Genomic DNA, 14,691 nt, shown 5'->3' on the forward strand with positions numbered 1-14,691 from the left:
AATTAGCTATCGCTAACGGTCGAACCTAGTCGAATGCAGGCTGGAACGGTCAAAGCTTAGCACCGGCAGGCGGGCTTGGTAAGGATAAAATCGAATCGGCCATCATTTTTTAACACGCCGGAATCCGGCTCCTCTACAGCCGAGTGTATCCGGGCGGCTATAACGCTGCCTCAGTCGGGCATTAGTTGATCGCGTATCGGTAATTGGCGGATGCGTTTGCCGGTTGCCGCGAAGATCGCATTGCACAGTGCGGGGGCAATCGGCGGCAATCCGGGTTCGCCGATACCGCCCAAGGGTGTGTCGTAGGCGTCTGATGGCAACAAATGTATCCGAATCTCGCCTGGTGCTTCGTCCATACGCAGCAATGGATAATCATGGAAGTTGTCTTGCACGACGGCGCCGTTTTTAAAGCTGATTTCACTATGCATCGCTAGGGTCAGGCCCATGATGCAAGCGCCTTCGAACTGCGAACGGATTCTTTCCGGATTGACTTGCGGGCCGCAATCGACGGCAATATCCACTCGTGGCACCTGAATCTTGCCGTCTTCCGCGACGACGACTTGAACGATAGCCGCGACATAGGTGACGAAACTGTAATGGGCGGCCAGACCTAGGCCTTGGCCTTTCGGCAAATTGCGCCCCCAGCCGGCTTGGCCGCAAACGGTTTCTATGACACGGCGCAAGCGGCCGGTATCCACCGGGTAGCTTAGCGGCGACTCGCCTTGATTCCAGCTGTCGTTTAACTCGCGCGGATCGATGCGACGGGCCGGACCGAGCAAATCCAGTAAAAACTCTTTGTGGTCGCGGCCTGCGGTTTGCGCTAATTCGGCGACGAACGACTGAACGGCGTAGGCGCGCGGGATGTTGGATACCGAGCGGAACCAGCCGATGCGGGTGTGCGATTCGGCTTCCGGATTTTCGATGCGGATGTTAGGAATCGCATACGGCAGGTTGATGATGCCCATGCCCAGTTCGGCAGGCATCTGATGTTTGCTGTCCGGGCCGAAAGTGGCGGAAATACTGGGAGCGGCGCTACGGTGCAGCCAGGCTTGCACCTTACCGTCGGTGTCGAGTCCCGCTTCCAAGCGTTCCAACGACACGGTGTGAAAATAGGCGTGTTGCAGATCGTCTTCGCGGGTCCAAGTGACTTTAACCGGTTTGCCGCGCATCGCTTTGGACAGCAAAGCCGCTTCTATCAAGTAATCCGGCATCGACTTACGCCCGAAGGCTCCACCCAATAGCGTGACGTGGACCGTGACTCGTTCTTCCGGCAACTTTAACCACTTGGCTACGCGTTCTCTGGACAACTGCGGTGCTTGGGTGCACGCCCAAACTTCGCAATGGCCGTTGACAATGCGGGCTGTGGCGGCCGGCGGCTCCATGGGAGCTTGCGCCAGATGCGGCGCGTAATATTCGGCGCTCACCCGTTGGCTGGCCGCTTGCAGGGCCTGATCGACTTGTCCTTGTTCGCGCACGACTTTACCGGATTGGCGGGCCGCGGCTTCCAGTTGCTTGCGGTAGTCCGCCGAGTCGTAATGTGCGTGAGGGCTGTCCGTCCATTCCACGCTCAAGGCTTTGCGGCCTTGAATGGCGGCCCAGGTATTGGTGGCGACCACGGCCACGCCGCCCAAGGGGTGAAAATCTGCCGGCAGCGGGCTGCTAGGTAGTTCGACGACTTGCAAAACGCCGGGGACTTGCAGGGCTTTTGCGGCGTCGAAGCGCTTCGCCTGGGCGCCCAGAACTTTAGGCCGGGCGACTACCGCGTATAACATGCCGTCCAGACGGGTATCCATGCCGTATTGACTATTACCGGACACCATGTCGCGGCCGTCGTAAATGTTCAGGTTGCCTTTGCCGATGTAGCGAAACTCCGCCGGGTTTTTCAAGCGTAAACTTGTTCGTTCAGGGACCGGTAACTTGGCGGCTGCAATGGCCAAATCGCCGTAGCTCAGGGATTTGCCGCTAGCCGGATGTACTACCCGGTGTAATTCGGCTTTCACTTCGTTAACCGGAACCTGCCATTGAGCGGCGGCGGCGGTTTCCAGCATGTGTCTGGCGGCGGCGCCGACTCGGCGCATCGGCATGAAAAAATGCCGGGTGCTGCGCGAGCCGTCGGTATCTTGGTTGCCGAATTTAGCTTCGTCGCCGGGTGCTTGTTTGACGGTAACCTGCAGCCAATTGGCTTCCATTTCGTCAGCGACGACCAGGGGTAAGCTGGTGCGCACGCCTTGGCCCATCTCGGAACGATGGCAAATAATGGTAACGCTGCCATCTTCGGCAATGGCGACGAACACCAAGGGGTTATCGACCCAGCCGTGCGGCATCGCATCGGCACCGTATTTTTTCAGTTCGCTATCGGTTTCGGCAGCGTCGGCCAATAAAGCATCCGGGAAACCGGCCGCGAGCACGAAACCCGAGAGCGCCAGGTTTTTCAAGAAATCCCGTCGGCTGACGTTGACGATGTCGAACTCGGCGTCGGCGGCGGAAAAAGGTGCTGTGTCCTTGGCGATCATCGGCTGGTCTCCTACGATTTTGCGGCTTGTTTGATAGCTGTGCGTATGCGGGTATAGGTACCGCAACGGCATAAGTTGCCGCTCATGGCTTTGTCGATGTCGGCGTCGCTAGGATTGGGATTTTGCCTTAACAATGCACTGGCGGACATTAACTGACCCGGTTGGCAATACCCGCACTGCGGAACGTTGCCGTCCAACCATGATTGCTGCAGTTTGCGGCCTATCTCGTCTTCGTGCAGGGCTTCTATTGTGACGACGGTTTTTCCGGCTACTTCCGATAACGGCGTTACGCAGGCGCGGGCGGCCAAACCGTCGATATGAACGGTGCAAGCGCCGCATACCGATACACCGCAAGCGAACTTGGTGCCGGTTAATCCCAACGCGTCGCGCAAGACCCACAGTAGCGGGGTGTCGCCGGGCAAATCGAGTTGGCGATCGACGCCGTTAACGGTCAAAGTAATCATGGCAGCTACCTGGGTGTGCTAATTGGCGACCGTCCCTGTCGATGGGTTATCGGCGTTCAGTCTAAACGGTGCGCATCAGTCCGTAAAGTCGGCGCCGGCGCAAGCGCAATCGCTCAAGGGTTGTCCGTGCCCGCCGCGCTTCAGCATAAGCATTTCGCTGGCGATGGAGAGTGCGATTTCTTCGGGATGTTTCGCGCCCAGATCCAAGCCGGCCGGGGCGCGTATCTTCGCTATTTGTTCGCGGCCGATACCGGCTTGGGCCAAGCGGTGCGCGATCAAGCGCGCGCGTTTGCGGCTGGAGACCAAGCCTATGTATACGGCGGCGGAATTGAGCGCCTGGCTTAGCGAAGCGTAATCGCCTTTATGGTGAGTGGCGATCAAAACAAAGTCGCCGGGTTCCGGGCGCAGCAATTGGTAGCGCGGATCGTCGGCGATAATGCGGACGGCTTTCGGAAAGCGTTCCGGGCGCGCTTGCGGATCATCGACAATCACGTCGAAATTCAGGACGGCGGCAAACTCGCAGAGGCTTTCCACAATGCGGCCGTGACCCATCAGCCAGAGCTGCGGCTTGGGTAGCACGGCTTCGACGTAAACCCGCATATGGCCGCCGCACGGCATGCCGGCCCCGAATATTTCGTCGGTCAAATCGACGTCTACGACTTTGGGTTCGCCGCTTGCCAGACAATCCAGCGTAGTTTCGGCAATCATGCTCTGTGCGCAGCCCCCGCCTATCCAGCCGGCCAGCAGTTTACCGTCGGCAGCGAATAGGGCTTTTGCGGCCGGTTTCGCGGACGACGAGCCGACGATTTCCACTACCGTAGCCAGCGCATAGGGTGTGCGGTTTTGTTGCAGTTGCAATTGCAGGTTCAATAGATCGGTGTGATCGGTCATGGTTACTATGAAAGTCATGGTGGGGGCGACACATAGCCGCGATTCGCGAGGCCATCATCGCGACTATGCGCCGCTCCTACCAAACTCCCTTTCATTTGCCAGGCCTTCATGATCGTTAAGCGGAGTTTGCAGCAAATCGGCGGGCGTATCGATATCCAGCAAAACACCGGGATCGTCGCAGTCGATCAGTGTTACCCGCCCGTCATGATTTTGCAACACCGGTTTTGCCCCTTGGTCGCCTGTGAGACCTAACAGCTCGGCGCGCAATAACGGCGAGAACCCGACCGGGTGGCCGCGGCGACCGCGGTAAGCGGGAGCGGCGATCCAGGCGCCGGCACACATGGCCCGGGCGATTGCCGCGATGCTGGCCGGTTGTATCCACGGCATATCCGCTAAAGCGATCAGCACGGCATTCGAGGCGGGGGCGGCGGCAACTCCGCAGGCTAAACTGGCGCTTAGGCCTCGTTCGGCTTGTGCGCAGAACGCGACAGTCGCGCCCAGCGACAGCAAGCGCTCGGCCAACGGCTTGTCTTCCTGGCGTACCACGGCGATTACGCTACCGGTAGCGTGCAGTAAACGGCGGCAGGCTTGGCTGGCGACGGTTTCATCGCCGGTTAGCGGGTGTAACAATTTATCCGCGCCGAAACGGGTTGCGGAGCCGGCGGCCAATAATATACCGGTAACGTCGAGCATGCCTTATCGTATCAATCTGACGGAATCGGGGGAACAACCGCGGGTTAAAACAACGACGATTCGTCTATTTCTTTTTGTATATTGGCGCCCGCTTGGGCTTGCACGAACTGCCGCACCAAATCCTGTAGTTGTTTAGCCATGACCGAAAATTCGGTGCCGTAATTGGAGGCCTGGGTAACGACTTGGGTGGTTTGCTCGGCAATGTCGGCAATGGTATTCACCCGCGCCCGGATTGCCGCGACTTGGGTGTTTTGACCTTCGGTCTCGTCGGCAATGTGTTGATTGAGTTTGCTGATGTCGTCTATGGAATTTTTGACGGCTTTTAAGGCGACGTCGGCGTCCGCCGCCTGACCTAGGCTGGACTCGCTCTTTTCCACGCTGACGGCCATGGCGGCGGTCATTTGCTGGACGCGGCCCTGCAATTGGCGAATTTGATGATGGATGTTTCGTGTCTCCGCCTGAATACGGTTGGATAAGGAGCGCACCTCGTCGGCGACCACGGCAAAGCCGCGGCCTTGTTCGCCGGCGCGTGCCGCTTCGATAGCCGCGTTTAACGCCAGTAAATTGGTTTGTTCGGATATTTTATTGATGATGGATACCACGCTGCCGATGTCGCGGCTGTCGGCTTCGACGGCGGAAATGATGCCGCCCATGGAATGGACATTATTCGCCAAATCTTTAAATGCACAAACCGCGTCGCTCATTAGTCGAGTGACTTGGTCGGAGCGCTGGCGGGCATCGGCGGCGGCTTGTGCGGCTGCATTGGCGTCGTTGGAAACGGCGGCGGAGGCATTGGCCATTTTGTCGACCGCTTCGGCAATCAAGGCGATTTCCCGCCGCTGGTGAATCACTTGTTCTTTGCTTTGCAAAGTAACGTCCGACATGCGGATAGATTCGTCGGATAGGGCAATCGAAGAGTTGGTGACCAAGTTAATGACGTCGTTCAACTTGTTGATGAAGGCGTTGAAGCCGCGATTGAGCAGGGCAATCTCCAGGTGGCCCTCTTCGTCCAAACGGCGAGTTAAATTGCTGTCGCCGCTGGCGATGTCTTCCATCGCTTTTACCGCAACCCCTAAAGGCCGGCTGACTAGATGACGGATCAGCAACAGCAAAATGGCAATCGAAATGAGCAAAATTAAGCCGGAGTAAGCCAGTTGTCTCCGATTGAGTTGGTCCACGTACCGGTTCAGATCGCTAGTGTCGAATTTGGCGGCCAAAAAGCCTATGGTTTCTGGCGGTTTGCCGGCGCTGATCGCCTGGAAAACCGTGAAACTATCCGGCTGGCTGACGGTGGTATAAGCTTGCCGGCTCAGAATGTCGTGCCGTTCGGTTAGCGTGCTTAACAGGTCGCCGGCCGGGTTGCCGCCGGCTTTGTGCCATGCGCTCAATGGCTGAAATCGTGCGTCGACAACCAATAGTTGGATCAGATGGGAATCCGGGTGTTCGGCCAAGTCGGCATAAGCACGGGCGATAGCGTCCGGCCTGTTCCAACGGACGCCGCCGCGCATGGTCGATACCAATAACCGCGTTAGCTGTACGTTGTCGGCATTGCTGCGTTGAATCAAGGCTTCCCGCAAACCGGAGCCCGACGTGGCGATTAATAAACCGTAGCCCAGGGAAATCAGCGCGATTACGCCTACGGTAACCGTCTTGCCGATGGATAACTGTTTAAATCCGCTGACTAAAGACATAGCTCATTCCATTAAAAGGTCTAGGTTGACGCCGACGGTGGCTGCGCCTATCGGGGCTTGAGTATCAGGATCGGTCAAAGTAAAGCTCAATTGCGCTTGAAAGACTTGGGTGGATTCATCCTGATCGACTTCGCCGATATGAACGGCGCTTTGGCCCAGCAGAAAGGTTTGTTGCCATTTGGCTTCGTCTCCCTGCCAATAATCCGAAGTCGGATTGCTTTGCCCGACGTTCAAACCGTGCGCGTCGGTCACGAAAATTTCGGTGTACAACCCGTGGCTGCCGTCGCACAGTTGCCGCAGATACCGCGAAAGCGGCGTCGTTAAAGTCCGGTTTATCCAAGGCTGCTGCCTGCTTTCGATTTCCCGCCGCCATGTTTGATCCAAGGTTTGGATTTGTTGTGGACTTATGGCCTGATTGGCCAGATTTTGGGCGCGGATGGCTTGTATCACCAAATCGGTTTGCAAGGCGCCGAGCAATTGGCTTTGTAGCAAAGCGCGCATGCGCGCCGCATAATCGTTATCCAGCGCGGATGCCGGATTAAAAAATAAAACCAGCGACAGGGACGCGGCGATCAGACAGGTCGGCGCGTATTCTTTGCGGTTTTCGCCTTTTTCCCATCGCGAGCGGCTAATCTTTAACACATTCATTCCCGGTCGTTAATATTGGTTTTGATGCCCGAAAACTATAACTCAGTTTAAGCGTGGAGCAATTGGTAAAGCCGCAGAATCAGAGGCGCATAGGTTTCGGGATAAGCTAAAACCCCCTCGCTTCGCTAAGCGAATAGACAGCCGCGGGTATGGGCAGCCATGATTATTGGCTACGAATTGATCGGCTTTTGCTTATAATGACCGGTTGCATTTTTCGGTTGTGCGTTGGCGCCCGAACTTTCCCTCATGCCTGTAAAATCCGATACTATGCCTGCCTCCTCGTCATTTTTCGACCGTTTATTTGTGTCTTTTTGCCGATTGCCGCTACGTTTTCCGTGGTTGACTCTGCTGTTTTTCATCGGTTTGAGCGTGGCTAGCGGCTATTACACCGCCGGTCATCTAGGCATCAATACCAATACCAACGATCTTCTGTCCAAAGACTTGCCGTTCGTTAAAATCAGAGCCGAACTGGATCGGGCTTTTCCGCAGGATGCCGCGGCCATTATTTTGGTGGTGGAGGCGGAACAGCCGGAACAGGCCGCCTTGGCTGCCGGGTTTGTCCAGCGTAGCGTGTCGGCCAACCGCGAGTTGTTTCAATCGGCTTATATCCCGACGGATAACGCTTATTTTAGGCAGCAAGGCTTGTTGTACTTGAGCTTGCCGGATCTGGAAGCTTTAGCGGACAAATTAGTCAACGCTCAGCCCTTCATCGGTTATTTATCCGCACATTATTCGTTTGCGGGTTTAATGGACATCATCGGTTTGGCTTTGGAAGGCAAGGAGCAGGATTTAGTCATGCCGCTGGATCCTCTGCTAACGGCAATAGGGCAAGCCTTGACCCAGGTTAAAGCGGGGCAGGCCCACTTTGTGTCTTGGCAACAGCTGTTGACGGAAGATAGTTTCGGCGGCGAGCAAAACCGCCGTTTGGTGATCGTCAAACCACGGCTGGACTACGCTCAACTGCTGCCCGCCGCTTTGCCTATGGCTAATCTGCGCGAATTAGCCGTGCAACTGGCGCAACGCTTTCCGGGCGCGACGCTGAGCGTCACCGGCGAAATTGCCTTGGAGCACGAGGAAATGGAAACCGTCAACCAGGGAATGCTGTGGTCCAGCATCGTGTCCTTGTTTCTGGTTTGCCTAACCTTATATGTCGGATTTCGCTCGTTTAGATTGTTACTGGTGACGTTTGTCGCCTTGCTGGCCGGGTTAGCGCTGACGGCCGGATTTGCGGCGTTGGCGGTCGGGCATTTAAATTTAATATCGATTGCCTTTGCCGTGCTGTACATCGGCCTGGGCGTGGATTTCGCCACCCATCTGTGTTTGCGTTATCAGGAATGCCGCCAGCAGGGGATGGAGGTAGACGGCGCCATCGCCGATAGCATGCATAGCGTGGGAGCTTCGCTGTTTCTATGCGCGGCGACCACCGCCATCGGTTTTCTGGCTTTCGTGCCGACCGATTTTAAAGGCGTATCGGAATTGGGGATCATCTCGGGTGCCGGTATTTTCATCGGCTTGGCGGTTTCGCTTAGCATGCTGCCGGCTATGTTGAAGTTGCTGCCCGGCAAGAACAGGCAGCATAGGGCGGTTAAACCTTTGCCCGACTGGATTTACCGTTTTCCGTTCCGCTATAGACGGCCGATTCAAATTGCGGCCTTGCTTGTTGCAGTGGCGGGCGGCTTGACATTGACGCGCTTGAGCTTCGATTCCAATCCCATCAATTTGCGCGATCCGAACACCCAATCGGTAACGGCATTCAAAAAATTGTTGCGCAGCCAAACGGATTCGCCGTTTGCTACCTCGGCATTGGCGGATAGCTTACCCGAGGCGGACGCCTTGGCGGCTAAGTTCCGTAAATTACCGAGCGTGCACGAGGCCTTGACCCTGAGCAATCTGCTGCCCGAGCAGCAGGACGAGAAGCTCGATGTCATCGACAATCTCAATCTGATAATGCCCGGTCAATTGCAACGCTTTGCCGCGGCTCCCGAGCCCTCGGACGTGCGCGCGGCTTTGTTAAAATTGGCCGGGATTTTGACTAAGCTAGGCGAGCAAGCGGGCGGCGCGCCGAGCGCGCCGCTGTGGCTGAGTTTGCGGGAGGACATACAGGGATTTGTCGGCGCGGCGGATGCCTCTGCAAACCCGGCACAGCTATACGCCGCGTTGCAACACAGCGTGTTGCATTTGTTGCCGCAGACTATGTCGATGTTGCGCGACGGTTTGAGTGCGCAAGCGGTCGGCATAGACGATATTCCCGACCCGGTGCGCGCGCAGTGGCTGGGTACGGACGGGCGTTACCGGGTATTGGTGTTGCCCGAGCAAGATTTGAACGACGCCGAACATCTAAAAGCCTTTGTCTCCGACATTATGCAAACTTTTCCTAATTCGTTCGGCTTGCCGATAGGCGACGTTACCTCCGGGCAAGCGGTAGTCGAGGCCTTTATCCAGGCCTTTTCGGCCGCTTTGGGCATGATAGTGTTGTTGTTGTTAGCCTTAACCAGAAGCTTCAAGTCGACCTTGTTGATCGTCTTGCCGCTGCTTTTGGCGGCCATTTTGACCGGGGCTTGTAACGTGTTGTTACAAAATCCGTTTAATTTCGCCAACATCATCGTGTTGCCGCTACTGCTCGGGATGGGGGTGGACAGCGGCATTCATATCGTCTATCGCCTGCAACACGCCGATAGCGACCAACACGCATTGCTGGAATCCAGTTCCGCTCGCGGGGTGTTTTACAGCGCATTGACCACTTTGTGCAGTTTTTCCAGCCTGGCTTTCAATTCGCACAACGGTACGGCCAGCATGGGGCTGTTGTTGTCCTTGGGAATCAGTTTTACGATTTTGTGCAGTTTGTTAGTGGTGCCGGCGTTTAGCGGGATGCGCGCGCAAAATTGAGCGATCGTCGGCGGTTTGTGGTTTTGCCGCTTAAACCGCCGCCCCTTCGTCTAAAGTAATGAGCCCTTCCTCTTCAAATCAGGCGGTTTAGCGTCCGCACGGTTTAAGCCGCTGTGCAAGCGGCTTTCTTCAGTTTGGGTATTTGCCCAGCGCTTCACACAAATTAACTTGCGTTCATGGTTGTGATTTGAAATCGCAAGCGCATAGGCTAGCCTTGTTCGGCTTATGTTACGCGTTACTTTTACTTTGTTAGATTTGACCGGCCGTTTTTCTTTACCTAAGCCGGTGCACTTCAAAGGGTTCGGAAAATAACAAGGAAACGCTACGCGATGCCTATTCTAAAGCCGGGTCTCGGCCCGACAGCCGAGTTTCTTTCTTTTGCTCGGCCCAAAGAAAGAAACCAAAGAAAAAGCCGCCCCGCATACCGCCTTAATCCTGCGCTTCTCGCCAAATGCTGCGATGCTCGAGGCGGTCTGAGGGGGAGTGAAAACCCCGCCTGCGGAGAATCTTCGCTTCGCGGTTTATGCATTCTGTAACCTGACAAATAGAATTACCCAGGTCGAAATACTCTGCTTTGGCGGGTTGTTAATCTAGGGCGGTGTGATGAGTCGCATCCTAAACTATATTGTCTATACACTTGGTTTTGATCGATAGTTTTGTAGAGCAGGCTTAATTCGCCCACATTCAGAGTTTCGCGTGAAAAAAATCAATCGGCAGCCTTTGCTATTAGCTTTATGCTTGGCTTATGCCTTACCGGCATGGCCGGCTAACGAAGCGGATCCGGCGCTGTTGGACATGAGCGTGGAAGACTTGTTGCAGGTGCAGGTTACCTCGGCCGCCAAAAAATCCCAGTCGCTAAATGACGCTGCCGCGGCGATTTTCGTAATCAATAACGAAGACATCACGCGCTCGGGCGCCACCAGTATCCCGGATGCCTTACGCTTGGCTCCCGGGATGGACGTATCCAAAATCGACGCTAACAAATGGGCCGTCAGTGCCCGCGGTTTCAACGGCCGCTTCGCCAACAAGCTTTTGGTGCTGGTGGACGGCCGTAATACTTATACCCGGGCCTTTTCCGGGGTGTATTGGGAGATGCAGGATGTGATGCTGGAAGACGTGGAACGGATCGAAATTATCCGCGGCCCGGGCGGCAGCTTATGGGGCGCCAATGCGGTAAACGGCGTGATCAATATTATCACCAAACATGCGGCCAACACCCAAGGCGGTGTGCTGGCAGCCGGGGCGGGAACCGAGGAACAAGGATTCGGCGCATTACGGTACGGGACGACATTGGGTGAAGACAATTACGCCCGGGTTTACTTCAAAGGCTTTAAACGCGATGAAAACACCCGTCGCAACGGCCAAGGCGCCGGCGACGGCTGGGGGAAGCTGCAGGGCGGATTCAGACTCGACTCGCGTTTGACTGCCCAAGACGAGCTCAAAGTTCAAGGCGACATTTATCAAAGCGACATCAACGAACGGTTGTCCATGCCGTCGCCGACGGCGCCTTTTGTCAGCCGGTTCAACGATGCCGTGCGGGCGGACGGCGGCAATGTGCTGGCGAAATGGCAACGCACCTTGTCGCCCAATTCCGAATATAGTCTGCAGGCCTATTACGATAGTTACCACCGCAAAGAGGGTTTTGTCGAAGAATGGCGCGACACCCTGGATATGGAATTTCAACATAGGACGGCCTGGCTGGACTGGCACGACCTCGTTTGGGGCGCAGGGTATCGCTACGAGATGGACGATTTCGGCGATACCCTTTATCTGCAAACCAGTCCCGGTAGCCGCAATGCGCAGTTATTCAATTTATTCCTGCAAGACGAGATGATGCTGGTGGAAAACCGGCTGTGGCTAACCGTAGGCTCAAAGCTGGAACATAACGACTATAGCGGCTTCGAATACCAGCCTTCCTTGCGTTTGATGTGGGCGCCGCACCACCAGCACCGGCTTTGGGTTGCTATGTCCAGAGCCGTTAGAACGCCGTCGCGGGCCGAGCAAAATTCGGCGCTGTTTGTGACGGCGCTACCCGGAATCGTGATTTCTCCGGGTTTGGAAACCCCGCCTGTAGTCGTGACCTTGCAAGGCAACCCGAAATTCGTCAGCGAAGAATTGGTCGCCTATGAATTCGGTTACAGAACCACGATGATCGATTCATTGTCGCTGGATATGACGCTGTTTTACAACGATTACGACCGCTTTCGCTCCACACGCTTGGGCAAATTGCTCAACCGCGGAGATTATCTGGAGCAGCAGCTTTCCTATACCAATTTCAATCATCCTAAAACCTACGGCTACGAATTGGCGGCAGTTTGGCAAATGCTGGACTGGTGGCGTTGGGACGCCAGTTACAGTTATTTGAATACCCGGCTGGACGGTGCCGGCAACGTGGAAATTAATCAATCGCCGGCGCAGCGTGTGTCGTTGCGCGGCGCCCTTTCACCGCTTCCCGATGTGGATTTCGATGTTTGGCTGCGCTACGTGGATCGCAGCAGCGCCATCAATACCGACGGCGGCGTCGGTTTGATCAACATACCGGCTTACGTTACCTTGGATTTACGTTTGGCTTGGCGGCCGGTCAAACAGCTGGAATTGGCTTGTGTCGGTCAGAATCTACTGGAGGACAAGCACTTGGAATTCGTACAGGAAAATTTGACGTTGCCGACTGCTATAGACCGCGGTGTTTATTTTAAGGCGATGTGGGAGTTTTGAACGCATGATGCGGCGCTTGGAACCGGAGCTATTGCCGTTGACGCATGCCTGCGCGGGGTACGGTAGTATGGATTGTCCCGCCGTTACCGGACAAGGGTTAAGGATGTGCAGGATCAAGCCTATCCGCCATCGGGCGCCTTGCGGCGAGACTCGCTCATGACACGGCTTGGTTGCTGGCTGCCATTGGTTTTCGCCGTGTTTGCCCAAGGCGTTTATGCCGATGCCTATCCCGCAGACGAGTTGCTGGATTTGTCGGTCGAAGAGTTGTTGAACGTCAAAATCACCTCGGTGGCCAAAAAAGCCCAGGCTTTGAACGACGCGGCGGCGGCGGTATTCGTCATTACCCAGGAAGACATCAAACGCTCCGGGGCGACCAATATTCCCGATGCGTTGCGGCTAGCCCCCGGCATGGACGTCGCGAAAATCGACTCCAGCAAATGGGCGGTGTCTTCGCGCGGATTCAACGGGCGGTTCGCCAATAAATTATTGGTTTTGATCGACGGCCGCAGCACCTATACCCGCACCTTTTCCGGGGTCTATTGGGAAATGCAAGACGTGATGCTGGAGGACGTCGATAGGATAGAAGTCATCCGTGGTCCGGGCGGTACGCTTTGGGGGGCTAACGCGGTCAACGGCGTGATCAACATTATCACCAAGCATTCGACCCGGACGCAAGGCGGTTTGCTCAGCGGCGGAATCGGCAGCGAAGAACAAGGCTTCGGCGCGCTTCGATATGGCGCCAAGCTGGACGAACGCACCAGCGGCCGGGTCTATTTTAAAGGCTTTAAACGCGATCAAAACCATTTTGCTAACGGTCGGCCCTCGGCAGACGGCTGGGAGAAGTTTCAGGGCGGTTTCCGGGTTGACTCGAATGTGAGCATGCAGGACGAAGTCAAACTGCAGGGCGATATTTATCACACCAACATCGATGAAATCTTATCCACGCCGCAATTGGCCGCACCCTACGCGACGACGTTCAACGACCGCGCCCATGCGGACGGCGGCAATATAGTGGCGAAATGGCAGCACACGCTGTCGCCTACCTCCGATTACAGCGCGCAAGTTTACTTCGATACCTACCATAGAGAAGATGGGTTTTTAGCCGAATGGCGCGACCAGCTGGATTTCGATTTTCAGCACCGGTTCGGCTGGTCAGACCGGCACGATGTTGTCTGGGGTGTCGGGTATCGCTACACCATGGACGATATTGATTCGACTCAGTATTTCCAAGCGACTCCCGAAAGCCGCAACGATCAGTGGTACAGTGCCTTTCTCCAAGACGAAATGATGCTGGTGGAGGAAAAGCTGTGGTTTACCCTCGGTTCCAAACTCGAACACAACGACTATAGCGGCTTCGAATATCAACCTTCCGCCCGTTTACTGTGGGCGCCGCATCACCAGCACAGATTATGGGCGGCCGTTTCCAGAGCGGTGCGCACGCCGTCGCGCGGCGAACACAACGGCAAGGTTTTTTTTCGTACCTTTCCGCCGCAAACCATCGCACCCGGCTTAACCTCGCCGCCGGTAGCGCTGTACACCATCGGCAATGCCGAGTTTAAAGCGGAACATTTACTGGCCTACGAAATCGGTTACAGGACTACGATGATAGATGCGCTGTCATTGGACATGACCGCGTTTTACAACGATTACGACAACTTCCGCTCGGTGATGTTGGGCGACCTGATAACCCGTAACGGTTATCTGGAACAACAGCTGGTGCTGAGCAATGCCTTCAGTCCCAAGACCTATGGTTTTGAGTTAGCGGCGGTTTGGCAAATGCTGGACTGGTGGCGTTGGGATGCCAACTACAGTTATTTGGCTACCGACTTGGATCCCGGCAGTTCGCCACTAATACCGGTCAGTCCGCAACAGCGAATTTCGATGCGCGGCTTGGTGTCGCCGCGAGAAGATACCGATTTGGATGTTTGGTTGCGTTACGTCGATTCCGCGATGACTATCTCGGCCGATAATGCCAACGGTGAAAGAATCGATTCATATGTCACCCTGGATTTGCGGGCGGCATGGCGGCCAGTACCGGGATTGGAGCTGTCTTTGGTAGGGCAAAATTTAATCTCCAGCAAACATTTGGAGTTTGTGCAGGAAAATTTGACGCTGCCTACACTCGTCGACCGCGGCATGTACGCCAAAATGGTATGGGAATTTTGAAGCGGAGCAACGGCCGAATAACGC

9 protein-coding genes are annotated in these 14,691 nt (G+C 55.7%); 3 read left to right on the forward strand and 6 right to left on the reverse strand.

All coding sequences use genetic code 11. The features are described 5' to 3' along the window. Positions 1 to 170: 170 nt before the first annotated feature. The 6 genes from F1E05_RS09760 to F1E05_RS09785 form a co-directional block, all read right to left on the reverse strand. The gene (locus F1E05_RS09760) at positions 171 to 2,513 is read right to left on the reverse strand and encodes a xanthine dehydrogenase family protein molybdopterin-binding subunit (RefSeq protein ID WP_150048111.1); all 2,343 of its coding nucleotides are present in this window, start codon (positions 2,511 to 2,513) and stop codon (positions 171 to 173) included. Between the two features lie 11 nt (positions 2,514 to 2,524). Next, on the reverse strand, positions 2,525 to 2,977 hold the full coding sequence (locus F1E05_RS09765; RefSeq protein WP_150048112.1) for a (2Fe-2S)-binding protein: 453 nt from the start codon (positions 2,975 to 2,977) through the stop codon (positions 2,525 to 2,527). A gap of 75 nt (positions 2,978 to 3,052) precedes the next feature. After that, entirely contained in the window at positions 3,053 to 3,886 is an 834-nt protein-coding gene (locus F1E05_RS09770) for an XdhC family protein (RefSeq protein ID WP_232056839.1), read from the reverse strand. Positions 3,887 to 3,931: 45 nt separating this feature from the next. Then, positions 3,932 to 4,561, reverse strand: coding sequence for a nucleotidyltransferase family protein (locus tag F1E05_RS09775; RefSeq protein WP_150048113.1), 630 nt, complete (start codon positions 4,559 to 4,561; stop codon positions 3,932 to 3,934). A 44-nt stretch (positions 4,562 to 4,605) separates the two neighbouring features. Then, positions 4,606 to 6,252: a methyl-accepting chemotaxis protein gene (locus F1E05_RS09780; protein ID WP_150048114.1), complete on the reverse strand. Its 1,647-nt coding sequence runs from the start codon at positions 6,250 to 6,252 to the stop codon at positions 4,606 to 4,608. 3 nt (positions 6,253 to 6,255) lie between these two features. Beyond that, positions 6,256 to 6,894: a hypothetical protein gene (locus F1E05_RS09785; protein WP_150048115.1), complete on the reverse strand. Its 639-nt coding sequence runs from the start codon at positions 6,892 to 6,894 to the stop codon at positions 6,256 to 6,258. A 309-nt stretch (positions 6,895 to 7,203) separates the two neighbouring features. Between F1E05_RS09785 and F1E05_RS09790 the strand changes: the two genes are divergently transcribed. The 3 genes from F1E05_RS09790 (at position 7,204) to F1E05_RS09800 (ending at position 14,667) form a co-directional block, all read left to right on the forward strand. Then, complete coding sequence (locus F1E05_RS09790; RefSeq protein ID WP_232056840.1) at positions 7,204 to 9,786, forward strand: MMPL family transporter; 2,583 nt, start codon at positions 7,204 to 7,206, stop codon at positions 9,784 to 9,786. A gap of 696 nt (positions 9,787 to 10,482) precedes the next feature. Continuing rightward, on the forward strand, positions 10,483 to 12,501 hold the full coding sequence (locus F1E05_RS09795) for a TonB-dependent receptor plug domain-containing protein (protein ID WP_232056841.1): 2,019 nt from the start codon (positions 10,483 to 10,485) through the stop codon (positions 12,499 to 12,501). Between the two features lie 156 nt (positions 12,502 to 12,657). Continuing rightward, positions 12,658 to 14,667 carry a TonB-dependent receptor plug domain-containing protein gene (locus tag F1E05_RS09800; RefSeq protein ID WP_150048116.1) on the forward strand — a complete coding sequence of 670 codons (2,010 nt, stop codon included), beginning with the start codon at positions 12,658 to 12,660 and terminating at the stop codon, positions 14,665 to 14,667. The last annotated feature ends 24 nt before the right edge of the window (positions 14,668 to 14,691 follow it).

The organism is Methylomonas rhizoryzae (genome assembly GCF_008632455.1).
In the GTDB taxonomy this organism is placed as follows: domain Bacteria; phylum Pseudomonadota; class Gammaproteobacteria; order Methylococcales; family Methylomonadaceae; genus Methylomonas; species Methylomonas rhizoryzae.

What these genes read in the sequence shown, in the direction of transcription:
- F1E05_RS09760 (WP_150048111.1), bottom strand. Translation starts at nt 2,513, where the DNA reads ATGATCGCCAAGGACACAGCACCTTTTTCCGCCGCCGACGCCGAGTTC.
- F1E05_RS09765 (WP_150048112.1), bottom strand. Translation starts at nt 2,977, where the DNA reads ATGATTACTTTGACCGTTAACGGCGTCGATCGCCAACTCGATTTGCCC.
- F1E05_RS09770 (WP_232056839.1), bottom strand. Translation starts at nt 3,886, where the DNA reads ATGACTTTCATAGTAACCATGACCGATCACACCGATCTATTGAACCTG.
- F1E05_RS09775 (WP_150048113.1), bottom strand. Translation starts at nt 4,561, where the DNA reads ATGCTCGACGTTACCGGTATATTATTGGCCGCCGGCTCCGCAACCCGT.
- F1E05_RS09780 (WP_150048114.1), bottom strand. Translation starts at nt 6,252, where the DNA reads ATGTCTTTAGTCAGCGGATTTAAACAGTTATCCATCGGCAAGACGGTT.
- F1E05_RS09800 (WP_150048116.1), top strand. Translation starts at nt 12,658, where the DNA reads ATGACACGGCTTGGTTGCTGGCTGCCATTGGTTTTCGCCGTGTTTGCC.